Source organism: Streptomyces sp. NPDC002896 (assembly GCF_040295225.1).
Taxonomy (GTDB): domain Bacteria; phylum Actinomycetota; class Actinomycetes; order Streptomycetales; family Streptomycetaceae; genus Streptomyces.
Genome location: NZ_JBEOVA010000004.1, coordinates 125,436 through 142,350 on the forward strand (window position 1 = coordinate 125,436; position 16,915 = coordinate 142,350).

General features: G+C 69.9%; 15 protein-coding genes and 1 riboswitch. Of the genes, 3 read left to right on the forward strand and 12 right to left on the reverse strand.

Going from position 1 to position 16,915, the window contains the following annotated elements:
• Positions 1–4: 4 nt before the first annotated feature.
• Together ABT009_RS07660 and ABT009_RS07665 are read right to left on the reverse strand one after the other, a co-directional pair.
• A complete protein-coding gene (locus ABT009_RS07660; RefSeq protein ID WP_351290675.1) occupies positions 5–532 on the reverse strand; it encodes a GNAT family N-acetyltransferase in 528 nt (175 codons plus the stop codon).
• Entirely contained in the window at positions 529–1,656 is a 1,128-nt protein-coding gene (locus ABT009_RS07665; protein WP_351290677.1) for an LLM class flavin-dependent oxidoreductase, read from the reverse strand. The genes ABT009_RS07660 and ABT009_RS07665 overlap by 4 nt, the downstream gene beginning before the upstream one ends.
• 746 nt (positions 1,657–2,402) lie before the next feature.
• Between ABT009_RS07665 and ABT009_RS07670 the strand changes: the two genes are divergently transcribed.
• Positions 2,403–3,470 carry an amino acid ABC transporter permease gene (locus tag ABT009_RS07670; protein ID WP_351290679.1) on the forward strand — a complete coding sequence of 356 codons (1,068 nt, stop codon included), beginning with the start codon at positions 2,403–2,405 and terminating at the stop codon, positions 3,468–3,470.
• A complete protein-coding gene (locus ABT009_RS07675) occupies positions 3,467–5,500 on the forward strand; it encodes an FAD/NAD(P)-binding protein (RefSeq protein ID WP_351290681.1) in 2,034 nt (677 codons plus the stop codon). Before ABT009_RS07670 ends, ABT009_RS07675 begins: the two co-directional genes overlap by 4 nt.
• Before the next feature lie 56 nt (positions 5,501–5,556).
• Here ABT009_RS07675 and ABT009_RS07680 read toward each other — a convergent pair whose 3' ends face one another.
• Together ABT009_RS07680 and ABT009_RS07685 are read right to left on the reverse strand one after the other, a co-directional pair.
• Entirely contained in the window at positions 5,557–6,714 is a 1,158-nt protein-coding gene (locus ABT009_RS07680; protein WP_351290683.1) for a phosphoribosylaminoimidazolecarboxamide formyltransferase, read from the reverse strand.
• Between the two features lie 30 nt (positions 6,715–6,744).
• Positions 6,745–6,833, reverse strand: a riboswitch (ZMP/ZTP riboswitch).
• Positions 6,834–6,854: 21 nt separating this feature from the next.
• Entirely contained in the window at positions 6,855–7,514 is a 660-nt protein-coding gene (locus ABT009_RS07685; RefSeq protein ID WP_351290685.1) for a YceI family protein, read from the reverse strand.
• 319 nt (positions 7,515–7,833) lie between these two features.
• On the opposite strand from ABT009_RS07685, the gene ABT009_RS07690 reads away from it, so the two are divergent.
• Positions 7,834–9,237, forward strand: coding sequence for an MFS transporter (locus ABT009_RS07690; protein ID WP_351290687.1), 1,404 nt, complete (start codon positions 7,834–7,836; stop codon positions 9,235–9,237).
• 182 nt (positions 9,238–9,419) lie between these two features.
• Here the strand turns inward: ABT009_RS07690 and ABT009_RS07695 are convergent, their stop codons facing one another.
• Genes ABT009_RS07695 through ABT009_RS07730 form a run of 8 tightly spaced genes read right to left on the reverse strand, consistent with a single transcriptional unit; the run spans position 9,420 to position 16,860 of the window.
• On the reverse strand, positions 9,420–9,881 hold the full coding sequence (locus tag ABT009_RS07695; RefSeq protein ID WP_351290689.1) for a hypothetical protein: 462 nt from the start codon (positions 9,879–9,881) through the stop codon (positions 9,420–9,422).
• Between the two features lies 1 nt (position 9,882).
• Entirely contained in the window at positions 9,883–11,466 is a 1,584-nt protein-coding gene (locus tag ABT009_RS07700; RefSeq protein WP_351290691.1) for a long-chain-fatty-acid--CoA ligase, read from the reverse strand.
• A gap of 30 nt (positions 11,467–11,496) precedes the next feature.
• On the reverse strand, positions 11,497–12,333 hold the full coding sequence (hcaB, locus tag ABT009_RS07705; RefSeq protein ID WP_351290693.1) for a 3-(cis-5,6-dihydroxycyclohexa-1,3-dien-1-yl)propanoate dehydrogenase: 837 nt from the start codon (positions 12,331–12,333) through the stop codon (positions 11,497–11,499).
• Positions 12,330–13,199, reverse strand: coding sequence for an alpha/beta fold hydrolase (locus ABT009_RS07710; protein WP_351290695.1), 870 nt, complete (start codon positions 13,197–13,199; stop codon positions 12,330–12,332). Before ABT009_RS07710 ends, hcaB begins: the two co-directional genes overlap by 4 nt.
• Before the next feature lie 48 nt (positions 13,200–13,247).
• Positions 13,248–13,820 carry a 3-phenylpropionate/cinnamic acid dioxygenase subunit beta gene (locus tag ABT009_RS07715; RefSeq protein ID WP_351290697.1) on the reverse strand — a complete coding sequence of 191 codons (573 nt, stop codon included), beginning with the start codon at positions 13,818–13,820 and terminating at the stop codon, positions 13,248–13,250.
• 60 nt (positions 13,821–13,880) lie between these two features.
• A complete protein-coding gene (locus tag ABT009_RS07720; protein ID WP_351290699.1) occupies positions 13,881–15,095 on the reverse strand; it encodes an NAD(P)/FAD-dependent oxidoreductase in 1,215 nt (404 codons plus the stop codon).
• Positions 15,092–15,427 (reverse strand): non-heme iron oxygenase ferredoxin subunit, encoded by a 336-nt coding sequence (locus tag ABT009_RS07725; protein ID WP_351290701.1) that lies wholly within the window; start codon positions 15,425–15,427, stop codon positions 15,092–15,094. The genes ABT009_RS07720 and ABT009_RS07725 overlap by 4 nt, the downstream gene beginning before the upstream one ends.
• Positions 15,424–16,860 carry an aromatic ring-hydroxylating dioxygenase subunit alpha gene (locus ABT009_RS07730; protein WP_351290703.1) on the reverse strand — a complete coding sequence of 479 codons (1,437 nt, stop codon included), beginning with the start codon at positions 16,858–16,860 and terminating at the stop codon, positions 15,424–15,426. Before ABT009_RS07730 ends, ABT009_RS07725 begins: the two co-directional genes overlap by 4 nt.
• Between the last annotated feature and the right edge of the window lie 55 nt (positions 16,861–16,915).

Sequence of the window (16,915 nt, forward strand, 5' to 3'; positions counted from 1 at the left end):
CCTTTCAGGTGCGTATGTCGGTGGAGACGTGGGTGGAGAGGTGCTTCTCGAAGGGCAGCGGGCCGATGGTTTCCGGGTCGGCGCCCGTGTCGAAGAGGGGGGTGTAGCCGGTGTCCAGATAGAGGCCGCGGGCCTCGGGCTGGCGGGGCCCGGTGGTCAGGTAGATCCGCCGGTAGCCCCGGGCGCGGGCCTCCCGCTCCAGCTCGGCCACGACCCGGCGGGCGAGGCCGCGCCGGCGGTGCGCGGAGTGCGTCCAGATCCTCTTCAGCTCGGCGGTGGTCTCGTCGTACCGGCGGAAGGCGCCGCCCGCGACCGGCTCGCCGCGCTCCAGCAGCAGGAGCAGCACGCCGCCGTGCGCCGGGGTGAACTCCCCGTCGGGGTAGCGGGCGAGCTCGGCGTGGGCGTCCTTGCCGTACCTGCTCGAGTACTCGTCGCCGAGTTCGCGCAACAGCGGCTTCACGAGAGGGTCCGACACAGGTACCTGAATAACCGTCAGCTCCGCTGAGGACGGTGGCTGTGCGACGGAGGTCATGCACGCACCGCCGCAAGGGCCCCCGGGCCCCGCGCCGCGCGCTCGGCGTCGCGCTTGGCGACCTCCTCGCGGACGATCGGGATCACGTACCGTCCGAAGTCGATGGCGTCCCCGAGCAGGTCGTAGCCGCGGGCGGAGAGGATGTCGACGCCCAGGTCGTAGTAGTCGAGGAGCGCCTGGGCGACCGTCTCCGGGGTGCCGACCAGGGCGTTGGAGTTGCCCGCGCCGCCGGTGGCGGCCGCGGTCGGCGTCCACAGTGCGCGGTCATAGCGCTCCCCCGCCTCGGCGATGGCGATCAGCCGCTGCGAGCCGGTGTTTTGCGGGGCACCGGTGCGGTGGCGCCGCTTGAGTCCCGCCTCACCCCGTTCCCTGATGGCGCCGACCGTGCGGTGGGCCTTCTCCCAGGCCAGTTCCTCGGTCGGGGCGATGATCGGCCGGAAGGCGACCTGGATGCGCGGGACGTCGGTGCGGCCCGCGGCTGCCGCGGCGGCCTTCACCTGCGCGATCTGCTCGGCGGTCTTCTCCAGGGGTTCGCCCCACAGGCAGTAGATGTCGGCCTCGGCGCCCCCGGCCGCGTACGCCGCCGGTGAGGAGCCGCCGAAGGAGACCCCGGGCCTGGGCTGCTGGACGGGGAAGACGTCGCTGACGAAGTCGTGGAAGCGGTAGTGCTCGCCCTCGTGGTCGAAGGGCTCATGGGTGGTCCAGATCTTCTTGACGATCTGGATGTACTCGCGGGTGCGGGTGTAGCGCTGGTCCTTGGTAAGGGTGTCGCCCTCGCGGCCCTGCTCGTGGTCGTTGCCGCCGGTGATGAAGTGGACGGTCAGCCGCCCCTCGCTGATCTGGTCGAGGGTGGCGAAGGTCTTGGCGGCGAAGGTGGGGTACGAGACGTTCGGCCGGTGGGCGAGCAGGATCTGCAGGGTGTCCAGACGGCTCGCGATGAACGCGGCGGCCGGCGCGGGATCCGGCGACCCGGAGCCGTACGCAAACAGCACCCGGTCCCAGCCGTGGTCCTCGTGCGCCCGGGCGAGCCGCAGCGTGTACTCCTTGTCGAATGCGGCGCCGGAGCGCGGGGTCGTCTCGGACCCGTCGTTGGTGGCGGCGATGCCGAGGAACTCCACGGGCATGGGAGATGGCCTTTCCTCAAGTCCTCAAGGGTGGTGAGCCGCACGCGGGCAGGACGAAGCAGCCCTTGTCGCGTTCATATGTGACGGTGATTCAGGAAGGCGAGATGAACGCGAGGGTGCGGCGTGAAGCAGGAGCGATGAGTGATGACGCCGGGGGCATGGGCCTCGGGCGTAAGTGGAGCGGCGGCAGCGTGCGTCCGGGCTCGCAGAACCGCCGGTACGCCTGTCAGCGCATGTGTACGGCGATGGTGCGAAGGTGGGACTCGGCCCGCGACGGGTTCACCGAGGGAGGGAAGGGCCGGTCAGACAGCCCGCTGCCGAGTCAGGCGCAACACGCTGCGGACCACACCCGACCGAAGTCGATGTGATCGCGCGTGACCAGACGCTGATCGGCATTCATGCGGTCAATTGAGCAGTACATTCTGTGTTCCGTCAACCACCGCCCGCATACCGGACGGGCGTTGACCGGTCCCCGGGCCCTGTTGACACATCCGGGCCGGTGGCACATACGATCGACGGCGGACCGGCTCCGTCTCGCGCGGAGCCTCTCCGGCCGCGTTGAGGGACGCGGCGAACGTGATGACGCCAGGCCCCGGCCGCACACCGTACGCGGGCAGTGCCGCCCGCACCGTGTCCGCGCAGTGTCCGCCTGCTCCGATGCCTGCTCTGTATCCGCGCGATGTCTGCGTACGTGTGCCACCGAATGGTCTCCCACGCCCGCAACTCCCTCTCCCGGAGAGCCCCCGATGGTCTCGCCTTCCGAAGTCACCACTACCCAGGCCGGATCCATTCCGGCCGACAAAGACCTGGTCGCCAAAGACCCGGCCGACAAGGACCTTGTCACCAAAGACCTGCCGGCCGTCAGTTCCGACCGCGACGACCTGCCGCGCATCGTGCCGCGCCGCCGTGTCGGCCGCTGGCTGGCGGCCACCGCGGCGCTTCTGGTCTTCGCGATGGTGCTGAATTCCGTCGTCCGCAACCCCGCGTTCCAATGGGGCGTGGTGGGCCGGTACTTCACCACGGCCGCCGTGCTCGACGGGCTGCTGCTGACTCTGTGGCTGACCGGCGCGGTGATGGTGCTCGGCTTTCTGCTCGGCACCCCGCTGGCAGTGATGCGGCTGTCCGGCAACCCGGTGCTACGCACGCTGAGTTGGGGCTACGTGTGGATCTTCCGCTCCACCCCGCTGCTGGTGCAGCTGCTGTTCTGGTTCAACATCGGCGCCCTCTACCCGACGCTCGGCTTGGGCATCCCCTTCGGCCCGGAGTTCGTCACCGTCAAGACGGTCAATCTGTTCGGCCCCACCCTCACCGCCGTGATCGGGCTGACACTGCACGAGGCCGCATACGCCGCCGAGGTGGTGCGCGGCGGCATCCTCTCCGTGGAATCCGGCCAGACGGAGGCCGCCCAGGCACTCGGTCTCAGCAGATCGCGCACCCTGCGCCGGATCGTCATTCCGCAGGCGATGCGGTCCATCGTGCCGACCGCCGGGAACATGCTGATCGGCACACTCAAGGGCACCAGCATCGTCAGCGTGCTGGCCGTGCACGACCTGCTGTACTCGGTGCAGCTGGTCTACAACCAGACGTACCAGGTCATCCCGCTGCTCATGGTCGCCACACTCTGGTACATAGCCGTCACCACCGTGCTCAGCGCCGGGCAGTTCTACGTCGAGCGGTACTACGCGCGCGGCAACGCCCGAGAGCTGCCGCCCACCCCGCTGCAACGGCTGCGCGGACAGCTAGCCGCCATACCTACCCGCCTGCGCGCGGCGACCGCCGCCGACGCCCGGCCCGCGACCGGCGGTGACCGGTGACCGACGCACCGGTGATCACCGCACCGACGACCACCGGACCCGCCGCCGTCCTGGCCGTCGTCGGCGCGGGCCCGCGCGCCACGGGCGTACTGGAACGCATCGCCGCCAACGCGCCCGAGCTGTGGAACGGCTCGCCCCTGCACATCCATCTGATCGACCCGCATCCACCGGGGCCCGGCAGGGTGTGGCGGCACGAGCAGTCGCCGCTGCTGCGCATGAACTCCATGGCCGAGGACGTGACCATGTTCACGGACGAGTCCTCGCTCATCGACGGTCCGGTACGGCTCGGGCCCACGCTGGCCGAGTGGGCCGCGCAGTTCTCCGGTGGGGACGTGCGTTTCGCGCCGTACGCGGAGCCCGCCGACCCGGACGTCCTGGACGAGCTGCGCGGGCTCGCCGGGAGCGACTTCGCCACCCGGCGCGCCCAAAGCGCCTACCTGGACTGGGTGTTCCGCCGGACGCTCACCGAACTCCCGCCGCACGTCACGGTCGAGTGGCACCGCACCACGGCGACCGCCGTGACGGGCCCGCCGGACGGGCCCCAGCAGCTGCACCTGGCCGACCGGGCGACGCCGCTCCCGGCCGACCTGGTCCTCCTCACGCAGGGCCATTTGGACGCCGTGCCTGAGTCCGGGCACCGCGAACTGTCCCGGTTCGCCCGCCGCCACGGGCGCTTCCACCTCCCGCCGGCGTTCTCGTCCGACGTCGAGCTGTCGGCGCTGCGGCCGGGCGAGCACGTCATCCTGCGCGGTTTCGGGCTGGCCTTCGTCGATCTGCTGGTGCTGCTGACCGAGGGACGAGGCGGCACCTACCGCACGGAGGCCGACGGCAGCCTCACGTATCTGCCGTCGGGCCGCGAGCCCGTCGTGTACGTCGGGTCGCGCCGCGGCGTCCCATACCACTCCAAGACCCGCTACCAGCTCCAGGGCCCGCGGCCGCCGCTGCCGCGCCACTTCGGGCCCGACGCGGTGGACGCCCTGCTCACCGAGGGACGGCCGCTCGACCTGCGGCGCGACGTGTGGCCGCTGATGGCCAAGGAGATCGGCTTCGCGCACTACCACGAGCTGTTCCACGCCCACCCCGAGCGCACCGCCCTGCCGTGGCCGGAGTTCCTCGCGGCCTACGACCGCCTCGACTGGTACTCCGACGAGATGACCGCACTCGTCGCGGGGGCTGTGCCCGATCCGGCGGACCGTCTGAACTTCGAGACGCTGGACCGCCCGCTGGACGGCCTGACCTTCCCGACCCCTGACGCCTTCCAGGAACACCTGCGCACCTACATCGCCCAGGACGTCGCACGCCGCGAGGATCGCGCACACAGTGCCGACCTCGGCGCGTTCCTCGCCCTGCTCTCCGTCTACGGGCAACTGCCGCGCCTGGTCGCGTCGGGACGGCTGACCGCCCGGTCCATCGCCGAAGAGCTCGACGGCTGGTGGCAGGGCTTCTTCAGCTTCCTGGCCTCCGGTCCGCCCGGCTTCCGGCTGCGCGAGCTGCTCGCCCTGTCCCGGGCGGGTGTCGTCCGCTTCCTCGGCGCAGGCCTGCGGGTCGGTACCGACGAGGACAGCGGCACCTTCACCGCATCCAGCCCCACGGTCCCCGGGCACACCGTGACGGCGACCGCGCTGATAGAGGCGTACCTTCCGGGGGCCTCCCTGGGCCGTACCGAGGACCCGCTGCTGCGGGGCCTGCACGGCGCGGGTGCCCTCAGCGAGGAGGTCATCAGCGACCCCACGCACACTCACCGTTCCGGTCTGCTGACGGTGACGACGGACGGCGCGAGCCACGTCATCGACCCGTCGCTCGGCGGCCCTCACCCCCGCCGGATCGCACTCGGCGCCCCGACGAACGTCCGCGGCGTCGCCGCCTTCGCCCGTCCCCGCACCAACGCCCCGGCGTTCCGGCAGAACGACGCCGTGGCCCGGGCCCTATTGAGGGCGCTGTCCGCGGGCCGCGGTGAGGACCACGGCCCGGTCGGCGGAGGACGGACGGCCTCGCGCCCTACCACGGGACGCGTGGGGAGCGGCCGCTGATACGGCGTGTGCCACATCAGGGACCTGGTGTTCGTCAGTGGTGGATCAGGGCTGGATCAGTGGTGGAAGAGTCTCAGGCCGGTGCGCGCGAGCGTGATCCGGTGTTCGCGGCAGGCGGCCTCGACCTCGTCCGACCTGACGGATCCACCCGGCTCGGCAATGTACTCGACGCCGTGACGGTGGGCATGGTCGACGTTGTCGCGGAACGGCAGTGCGCCGTCGGAGGCAAACGCGACGCCGGTGAGACGCCGCCTCCACTTCTCGCGCTGGTCGACGGTCAACTCCTCGGCGGGCGTGGACAGTGCCTGAGCGAGGCGCCCGGTCTCGTCCGGGGTGAGATCGCCCTCGATGAACCGGATCTGCCAGTTGATACGGTCCTGGCGCCGGATCCCCGGCCGGAAGGCGAGGCCACGGACGGCCGGGTGGCGCCGCAGCCACCAGGTGTCGACCTTGGCCCCGGCAAGACGGGTGCAGTCGACACGGGACTGCTGGCCGGCGCCGATTCCGAGCGTCATCCCGCCGCGCACATAGCAGACCGAATTGGACTGGGTGTAGCGCAGTACCGCGAGCCCCAGCATCAGATCGTCCGCGGCGGTCTGCGGCAGTGAACCGCCCACGGTGTGGCCGAGTAGGGCGGCGGAGAGTTGCACCTCGTCGCGTGCCTGGGTCAGGCGCAGACCGAAGACCTCTCGCTCCTCGAACGGTGGGGGCACGAACGTCGCGTCTGCTTCCACGACCAGGAAGCGGCCGTTCTTCTTCTTGCTGAGCGTTGCGACCGTGCCGGGCGCGTACCCGGGGGCGATGACGCCGTCGCAGACCACGCCGGCCAACAGCTCTGCGAGTTCGGTGTCGACAGGGTGCGAGAGGGCGGCAAAGTCGCCGTAGGAGGATTTCGGATCAGCATCTCGAGCACGCAGATAGGCGCTGGTCAGGTCGCCCACGCGGTCGCCGGCGAGTCCGTAGAGCTCTGCCGTGACATCGTCGACGGGTCCGGAGAGGGCCGCGCCGGCAGGTGAGACGTGCTTGAACGAGGCGGCTGCGGGCCTGCCCAGCGACTGGCTGGCCTCACGCACGAGCTGCCACCCGTTGAGCGCGTCCAGCATGTTGATGAAGGACGGTTGTCCGTGCAGCACCCGAACCGGCCATCTGCCGTGCGTCACCGGTGCGACGTGTGCCGCTGCTTGTTGAGGGTTGGTTCCGTAGCGCAGTTCCATGTCCTGGCCTCCTCAGCGGGACATCGCTGACGGAGGCGCCCAGGCGGTCGACGCTCACATCGCATCGGGGTCGGCCGCTCCCCGGTGGTGGTCCACCCTCGCCAGTCGCGGCCGGGCACAACTCTATCGGCAGTAAGGGTCTACGCCACCGGCGCGGCCCGGATCGCGGAGATGTCGAACTGCAGCCGGATCTTCTCGCTGACCATGGCCCCGCCCGCCTCCAGCCTCTGGTTGTACACCAGGCCCCAGTCGGTGCGGTCGATGGTGGTCGTACCGTCGAAACCGGCGCGTTCGAAGCCGAACGGGTCCACGACCGAGCCGAGGTAGGTGAGGTCCAGCTCGACGGGACGGGTGATGCCGCGGATGGTCAGGTCCCCGGTCATGCGGTAGCTGTCATCGCCGACGTGCACCGTGGAGGTGCTGCGGAAGGCCATCTCCGGGTGCCTGTTCGCGTCGAAGAAGTCGGGGCCGACCAGATGCGCGTCACGCTGTTCCACACCGGTGTCGACGCTGGCGACCTGGATCACCATCTCGGCTCGGGACCGGGAAGGCTGCTCACCGTCGAAGTACAGATCGCTCCGGTAGTCGGAGAATGCCCCGCGCACGGTGGTGACCATGGCATGGCGCACGGAGAAACCGATCCTGCTGTGCGGGCGGTCGATGGTCCAGTGGCCGGTCAGAGCCACGAGTGAGGGGTCCAGGACGGCGGTGGCCGTGCCGGAAGCCGCGGGAGAGGTACGGGGGCCGACAGCCGGCGAAGACTCGATAGTGGGGGCATGGCGACGGCTGAAGAAACCCATGATGACGTCGTCTCCTTCTTATGTGATCACTACCGTGCTATCACGCCCTCGCGCCCACCCTCGGTGCGGGATGGGGCCGTCGTCCGGATTCCAGGGGTCCGCCCGCAAAGATCCACAGGATCAACACGAATTCCGCTGAGGCGAATTCCTTGCTCAACGGAGTTGTCCGATCACCCCGAGAAACCTCTTCCGGAATTCGATCAACGACTTGTACTTTCATGTACACCGCATCTTTCGGCGAGTTGGCACCACGGCCGCCGACCGCTCCCCGCGCCGCGAGCCGCCGACGCGTTGATTCCGTATCTCAGAAAGCCGCCCCATGCTCGAAAGCGCCCCATCAACCCCGCAGCCCTCGCCCACTCCCGTCTCGCCTTCCATCGCCGCGAGCGCCGCGGCACGGCTTGACCGGCTTCCGGCCGGCAGATGGCATCGCCGGATCACGTTCATCGTCGGCATCGGCGCGTTCTTCGACCTCTACGAGATCTTCCTCGGCGGAGTCCTCGCCGCGGCGCTCGCCGAACCGTGGTCGCTGACCTCGACGCAGAAGTCCATGGTGATCGCCTCGGCGTTCCTGGGCATGTTCGTCGGCGCGAACGTACTGTCGGTGCTCGCGGACCGCTTCGGACGGCGCCTGATGTTCCTGGTGAACCTCGGCGGATACTCGCTGTTCTCCCTGCTGGCGGCCACCGCGCCCAACCTGGAGTGGCTGCTTGTGCTGCGCCTCCTGTCCGGGATCGGGCTGGGCGCGGAGCTGGTGCTGGTCGACACCTACCTGGCCGAGTTTCTGCCGCGCGCCGTGCGCGGCCGGTACATCGCGTACGCCTACACCTTCGGGTTCGTCGGCGTGCCGGTGGCGGCGCTGTTCGGGGCGCGGGTGGTGGCGTCCCGGGAGCTGCTGGGCATCGAGGGGTGGCGCTGGCTGCTGATCGCCGGTGCGCTGGGTGCGGCGTTCATCCAGCTGATGCGGACCCGGCTGCCCGAGTCGCCGCGCTGGCTGAGCGTGCACGGGCGGCAGGAGGAGGCGCAGTGCATCGTCACCGACATCGAGAACCGGGTGCGTGAGGAGCGGGGCGGAACCGAGCTGCCTCCGGTGCCGCTTGCCGATGAGCAGCCCGAACGCCGTATTCCGTTGCGGGAGATGTTCCGCGGGGAGTTCCGTCGGCGCACGGTGATGTGGTGGATCTTCCAGGTCCTGCAGACCGTCAGCTATTACGGGTTCGGCTCCCTGGCCCCGATCGTGCTGGCATCGAAGGGCTTCACCGTGACCACGTCGCTGGGTTACGCCGCCCTGAGCTTCCTCGGCTATCCGATCGGCTCGGCGCTGTCGATCCCGCTGATCGACCGGATCGAACGCAGGACACTGATCGTCGCTTCGGCGTTGGGGATCGGGGTGTGCGGCCTGGTGTTCGGCTTCGCCGAGTCCTCAGCGGTGATCGTCGTTGCGGGCTTCCTGCTCACCGTGTGCAGCAACGTATTCTCCAACGCCTTCCACGTCTACCAGACCGAGATCTTCCCAACAGGCCTGCGCAGCAGCGCGATCGGCATCGCGTACTCCCTGTCCCGGCTGACGTCGGTGATCCTGCCGTTCGTCGCGCTGACCGTCCTGGAGGACCTCGGCGCCGCGGCCGTGTTCACCGGCTCCGCGGTGCTGGTCGTCCTGTTGTGCCTGGACGTGGCGCTGCTGGGCCCGCGCAGCACGGGCCGCAGCCTCGATCACGTCTGATCCGCGCAGCACCCCGGGTTCGAACCCGCCGCCGACGACCCGGCCGTTGGCACGGGACTCACCCCGCCGTCAGAACGGCGGCGAGGGTGACGGCGGCGGGCAGGGCCTGGGCGAACAGGATGCGCATCGTATCCCCTGCTGAGGGCCGTCGTGGGTTCTCGGCAGGCGGCAGAACGGAGCGCTCAGGCGCCCGGAACGCGGTCCAAGTCGATGTCGGTGCTGGTCACCCAACCCGGTTCGGCGGCCAGCAGGCTGAGTTCCTCCTGCCCGAGGTCGACGTCGACGACGTAACGGAAACCGGCGGACTCCGCGGCAGCGATCCTGCCCAACTCGCCGACGTGCACGGCATGCACGACGCGTCGGCAGTCCGCGTCGGCTCGCTGCACGGTGTCCACGAGGGTCCGCAACAGGTCGGGCAGTACACCGTCCGGGCACCCGTCGCCGATCCACACCTCGACGTCATGGGCGCTTACGGGGTAGGTGTCGCGCAGGCGTCCCGCGGCGCAGCGTTCCAGACGCACGTCCACGGTCACGTCGTTGCGGCGCACGCGGAGGTCGGCCGCAGAGCGCCGGACGGATTCCTCGAACGTCTCCCATCCGGGGCCCAGGACGAACCGTACGGGGAGAGCGGGTGCCGTGATCACGTCAGTTCTCCTCGGTCGCCAGGCGCCGGACGGCGACCTTCTCCAGCTTGCCCGAGGCGTTGCGCGGCACCGCCTGGACGAGCTTCAGGCGTCGGGGCAGCTTGTAGCGGGCCAGGTGGCGGGCGGCGTACTCGCGTACGTCGTCCAGGGTGATCACCGTGTCGTCGGCAACGGTCAGCACGGCAGCGACGGCCTCGCCCCACTGCTCATCAGGGACACCCACCACGGCCACGTCCACGACGCCCGGCATGGAGGCCAGGACGCGCTCGACTTCGGCCGGGTAGACGTTCTCACCACCGCTGATGATCATGTCCTTGAGGCGGTCGACGATGTAGAGGTAGCCGTCCTCGTCGAGGTAGCCGATGTCCCCGGAGTGGAACCAGCCCTCGTCGTCGAAGGCGGCCGCCGTGGCCTCCGGATTGTTCCAGTAGCCGGCGGTGACGTTGGGTCCGCGGACGACGACCTCCCCCGGCACGTGCGGTTTCACCGGCTCGTTGGTGGCGGCGTCGACGACGCGTACCTCCGTGTAGGGCATGGCGATTCCGGCGGATCCGGCCTTGTCCAGGGTGTGTTCGGCCGGCAGGTGCGTGGCGAAGGGCGCGGTCTCGCTCAGGCCCCACGCCTGCTGCAGGAGTACGCCGTGTCTGGCGTAGAGCTGGACGAGGGACGGGGGTACCGGTGCGCCCGCGACGACGATCGACCGCAGATGGCTCAGGTCCTGGTCGAAGACTCCGGGAACGCGGGCGAGAGCGGCGAACATCTGCGGGACGCCGAACATAGAGTTCACCCGGTGGGTCATCAGGTCGTCGAGACACGCCTGCGGGTCGAACGAGCGGCGCACGACGACGGTGCCGCCGCGTACGAGGGTGCGCAGCACGAAGCTGTTGAGGGCTCCGATGTGGAACAGCGGGGCGGCGGCGTACGTGACGTCGCCGCGGCGCGTGTCCATCCGCAGCTCGACGTTGACGGAGTTCCACCAGGCGTTGCCGTGGCTGAGCACGACTCCCTTGGGCGTGCCGGTGGTGCCCGAGGTGAACATCAGGATGGCCGGGTCGTCGGCGTACTTCGCCACGAGGGAGGTGCTCGGCGTCGCCGCCGTGATCAGCGGCGACCAGTGCTCCCAGCCTTCTGCATCGGTGGCCGGCACCTCCGGGTCGTCGTCCACGAGGAGGAATCGCTGCAGCGCCGTGTCCGCGCGCACCGCTTCGACGGCCGGGCGGTGTCCCTCCTCGCAGACGATCGCCTTTGCACCGCTTCCCGGGAGGACGCGCCGCAGTTCGGGTTCGGCGAGACGGAAGTTGACCGGGACGAACACGGCGCCGAGCCGGAACGCGGCGAGCATCGTCACCACGAACGCCGAACTGTTGAGGCCCAGGTAGGCGACCCGGTCACCGTCGGCGACACCGCCCGCCGCCAGGACGCTCGACAGCCGGGCGGCCTTGTCGTCGAGCTGGGCGTACGTGAGGTCACCTCCCGCATAGCGGATGACGACGCTGTCGCCCTGGTGTCCTGCGTTGCGTGCGACCGCGGCGGCCGGGTTGAGGTCGACCCGGAGGCCGGAGTTGCGCGGGTGGGGTCTCGTCACGGTCAGCTCCTCGTTGAGCGTCGTCAGTCGTCAGAGTTCGTCTCCGCCGGCCGCGCGCGCGAATCCGCGTACGCCGATGCCGCCGTCGACGGAGATCGCGTGTCCGGTGATGGGGCCGCTCTGTTCGCGGGCCGCGAGCAGCACGTATGGGCCGGTGAAGTCGCGCGGGTCCGTGCTGGAGTCGTGCAGGGGGATGGGCGGGGGCGGGGTGTCGGCAGTGCGCTTGGCGAAGGACGCCCCGATCGAACGGCCGCCCAGGGCCAGCGTTTCCGGGCCGCGCAGGTCGGTGTTCATGCCGCCGCAGGCGACGCCGTTGACGCGGACCTTGGGCGCGAGTTCGTAGGCGAGTTCGCGCATGAGGCCCAGGCAGGCGTGCTTGCTGGCGGTGTAGAGGGGGCCGCCGCCGTTGACGTAGAAGGAGGCGTTGGAGAGCGTCATGACGATGCTGCCGCGGCTCTTCACCAGATCCGGCCAGGCCGCCTGCGCCGCCAGCAGATAGCCCTTGACGTTGATGGAGAAGATCTCGTCGAAGGCGGTGTCGAGTTCCTCGGCTCCGAGCCGGGTGAGCTGGCGCTGGTAGTCCCATACGCCGGCGTTGGTGACGAGCGTGTCGAGCTTGCCGAACCGCTCCACGGTCTCGGCGACGGCGGCGTGCAGCCGGTCGGAGTCGCGCACGTCGGCGGTCACGGTGTGGACGCGGCTCGGGTCGGCGGCGGAGCGTACGACGTCGTCGAGCTGGTCCGCGTCGCGGCCGAGGACGGTGACCGCCGCGCCCTCGGCGAGGAAGCGCTCGGCCACCGCGCGGCCGATGCCCGACCCGCCGCCGGTGATCAGCGCGGCGTACCCTTCGAGCCAGCCGCCGCTCATGACTGCTCCGCCAGGAAGCCGTTGACGAGCTCTTCGAACTCGCGCTGCCGCTCCAGCTGGACCCAGTGGCCGCACCGGCCGAACACGTGCAGCTGGACGTCGCGGATCTGCTTGAGCATCAGCTGGGCGCCGTCGAGGGTGATCGTGCGGTCGTCGCGGCCCCAGAGCAGCAGCGTGGGCGCCTTGATCTTGTGCAGGTCGCGCCACAGCGGGTCCATGCCGCCGCGCTTGGCGAACGCCGCATTGTAGCGGTGGTAGAAGGCGATGTGGCTCTCGTCGAGCGACGCCTCGTAGCGTGCCTTGACGACGTCCTCGCCGAACTGCTTGTGATTGAAGACCATGGTGCGGATGAACGCCGCCATCTTCTTCTCGGTCGGGCCGCCGCCGTTGTAGTAGCGGAACATCTCCTTCTGGCCCTCGGTGGGGGTGGGGCCGAAGGGCAGCCAGCCGCCGCCGGGAGCCATCAGGACCAGCCGGGTGACGCGTTCCGGGCGCGCTTGCGCCATGGCGATGGCGGCCGCGCCGCCGAGGCTGTTGCCGAGCAGGTGGAAGGTGTCGATTCCCAGGGAGTCGAGCGCCTGGAAGAGGGCGTCCACCGTGATCTCGGTGATGGACCGCTTGTCCAGGTCCTCCTCGGTGGGGCGGTAGCTGCCGCCGAAGCCGGGCTGGTCGGGAAGGACGACCCGGAAGTGCCGCGCCAGAGCCGGAAGGTTCTGGTGGTAGTTGCTGACGCCGGAGGCGCCCGGTCCGCCGCCGTGCAGCATCACCAGCACGGGCCCTTCGCCGGTTTCGGCCACGGCGATCTCGCCCAGCGAGGTGGGCACGCGGTGGTGCTTGAGTTCGAGGTCGGTCACGACAGTTCCCATCGGAAAGAAAGCTTGAAGCGAGGCGAGATCAGAAGAAGTGAGGCGAGATCAGAAGAAGGTCGAGATGTTCTTCGCCTGCAGGATGTTCTGGTCGAGGAGGATGGTCCGCCGTGCGACGCGAAGGCCGTCGCCGACGCGGCGCAGGACGTCCGTGCGGCTGCCCGCGAACACGTTCTCCTCGCGCTCGAGGCGGTTGCGGTAGACCAGGAACGCGGAGCGCACCTGGAGGTCGTCCTCGGTGAACTCGGGGTGCTCGGCCGGGTCCATGTGTCGCACCATCACGTTCGTCACCAGGTGGCGGGTCCTGGACGGCGGGTCCTCGGCCCAGGCCATGCCCGAGTCGAAGCGGCGGATGCGCCAGGCCAGGCTCTCCTTGGTCTCGTCGTAGAACGCGGCCTCGCCGCGTGCCGCGATGGACAGTGCCTGCTGGCGGCGGAGCCGGTTGGTGCGGGTCGGCATCCAGTAGTCCAGGTCGTCGGCCAGCAGGTCGAGCCAGTCGGCGTAGCGGCCGTCGTCGAGGAGGGCGGCCTCCTCGTAGTAGAACTGCTCGACTTCGAAGTGCGTGTCGCGGTCGGCGCGCGTCCCTGCGCGTGACCGGGTCGGCTCGGTGGCAGTGCTCACGGTGTCATTCGATCCCTTCTCCGCGGTCAGGCGGTACTCGGTGTGCCGTAGGGCGGCACGTCACCCGCGCAACAGGCTGCGCAGGTTCACGGAGGGGTCGGAAAGCCTCCCGACATCGGCCGCGATGCGCCGGTCGATCATCCGGCGGGCCGCCCTGACGGCGGAGGAGTCGTCGACCGCGGCGGCCGCGACGACCAGCCCGTCGCGCAGACCGAAGACGGAGAAGGCCGTGTCGTCGAAGGAGCCGCGCAGCACGGTCTGCTCGGCGGCATCCATGTGCCCGACGGCCTCGACGTGGCGTCCGTGCCGGTCCGTCCAGAACCAGGATGCCGCCGGCGCGGGTGCGGGGGTGCCGAGGATCGTCGCGGCCGCCCGCGCCCCGTCGTGCTGGGCCGCCTCCCAGTGTTCGGTACGCGGAAGGAGGACGCCGCCGTCGCGGGTCCGGGCGGGGTCGCCCACCGCGAGTACGGCCGGGTTGGACGTGACCTGGCCGGTGTCGACGACGATGCCGCGGTCCACCTCGAGGCCGGCCAGGGCGGCGAGCTCGGTGTTCGGCACCATGCCGACGCCTAGTACGACCACGTCGAAGACCTGCGGCTCGGTCGCTCCGGCCAGGCGGACCTCGATGGCGTCACCGCGATCGGTGAACGACTCCACGGCGGCCTGCGCGGTCGTGACACCGTGCCGCTGGTGCAGCTCATGCAGCCAGGTGGCCAGTTCCGGACCGAGCGCCACCGCGAGAGGCGTGGCCACCGGGTCGACCAGGGTGACCTCGCAGCCGAGGTGGACGGCCGTGGAGGCGACTTCGGCCCCGATCAGGCCGGCGCCGACGACCAGGACGCGGGCGCCGGCGACGAGTGCCGGGCGCAGCCGGTCGGCGTCGTCGGCGCTGCGCAGCACATGGACGCGTTCGCTGTCGATGCCGGGGATGGGCGGGCGCGCCGCGCCTCCTCCGGTGGCGAGTACCACGCGGTCGGCGGGCAGCAGGGTGCCGTCCGCGAGCTCGACCTTGCCGTCCCGTGGCCGGAGCGCTCCGACGGCGGTCCGGTTGACGAGGCGGATGCACTGGTCGTCGTACCACTGCGGGGACTGCAGGGCGATCTGCTTGATGTCCTTGGTGCCGGCCAGGAATTCCTTCGACAGCGGCGGCCGGTCGTACGGGAACTCGCCGGCGTCGACGAGGGTGAGGTCGCCGTTGAACCCGCCGGCCCGCAGCGCGCCGGCCGTGCTCACGCCCGCGATGCCGCCGCCCACGATCACCACACGTTCGGTCACGGGGTCACTCCCGGGAAGAGGTAGACGTCGCCGTCGCGGACCTCGACGCGGTGCGGACAGGCGTTCTTCGTGGCGGGCAGGCCCTGGACCTCGCCGTTCTTCAGGCAGAACTTGCTCGAGTGCAGCGGGCACTCGACGAACCCGTCCTCCACCCAGCCCTCGGCGAGCGAGGCGTCCTCGTGCGTGCAGGTGTCGTCCAACGCCCACACGGTGTCGTCGGTGTCGCGCAGCAGGGCGATGTTGTCGTCGGTGCCGGTGATCGCCTTGTCGATGGCGATGCCCTCGCCCTGGGGGATGTCGTCCAGGGCCGCGACGCGGATGCCGTCACTCATTTGTTCTCCTCGTGCCGGGCAGCCTCGTGCCGGTTCTCATGCCCGGGCTCCTGCCGGTTCTCTTGCCGGGCCTCGTGCCGGTTTTCGTGCCGGGCCTCGTGCCAGGCGGGGGTGTTCATCAGTTCGCGCCAGCGTCCGTAGAAGGCCCGGCCTGCCGCGTCGCTGTACAGCTCACTGGTCTTGCCGGGGTGGCGGCCGTCCTCACGTTCGGTGCCCATGCCCATCTGGTAGTTGAGGGCGACGCCGTTGGTGATGAAACCGTTCGAGATCGCCTGGACCTCGCTCCAGTTCTCGCCGTCGTCCTGCTCGAAGATCCCGCTGGGTCCGAACGTCCGCAGGTTGTACAGGCGCTGTGCCTCGCGGACCTCCTCGGGCATCGACCTGTCGACGATGGTCCAGGCCCACACCTCCATCTTGTCCGGGCCCTTGGGGTGCCAGATACGGATGGAGCCGTTGACCGGCAGATAGGAGAAGTTGGGGAAGACGGTGGCGTGCCCGTTCGTCAGGGGCCCTTCAACCCGGGCCTCGCCGAGCCGTGCGCGCAGGGCGTCGTAGTCCATCCACTTGTGCACGGTCTGGGCGTCGAAGCGGTTCTTCGGGTGTACGGGGAACCCGGCGCCGTTGCCGTTCGCGTCGGAGTACTGGCGGCCGGTGCGGTGCACGACCTCGTCCTTCGGCTTCTTGCCTGACGGCGAGAGCACCATGAGCGCCGAGGCGTGGCTCATGTTCACGTGGTACCAGTCGGTGGCGAACTGCTCCGCCGCCAGCTTCCAGTTGCCCTCAAGGACCCACTTGTGGACGCCGCCGACGACGACGGTGCCCTCCTCGTCGTGGTCCAGCATCGCGTCCATGTACCAGGCCATGTCGCCGAGCGACTCGCGCAGCGGCACCGGCTCCGGGTTCCAGGTGCCGAAGATCAGCCCGTGGTAGGTCTCCACGTGCGGCACCTCGACCAGGCCCCACTGCCCCGCCTCGAAGGAGTCCGGGTAGCCGTCCTTGTTGGGCACGCTCACCAGCGAGCCGTCGAGGTTGTAGGACCAGCCGTGGTAGGTGCACGTGAAGTTGCGCGTGGTGCCGAAGTCGGCACGGCAGACGCGGGCGCCCCGGTGCCGGCAGGAGTTGAGGTACGCGCGGATCCGCCGTTCGCGGTCGAGGGTGACGATGACCGGGTCCTCACCCATGTACGTGGTGAAGAAGTCGCCCGGCTTGTGGAACTGGTCGGTGTGCGCGAGGAAGAGCCAGCTCGGCGCGAACACACGACGGAGTTCCTGCCGGTAGAGATCGTCGTCGGTGAAGATGACGCGATCCAGCAGCCCGCCCTCGGTGTCGACGAGCCCGGAGACGTCGATGTTCCGTGCCAAGTCTGCCGGGCGCCGCAGGGCCCCGCGTGGGGCCGTGGTGGCCACGCCCTGGGGTTCGATCGTCGAGGTCATGGCCTCAGGAAACAGCTGCAGGTCAGCGGCTTCCAGCCATCGTTCCGCAGGGCGG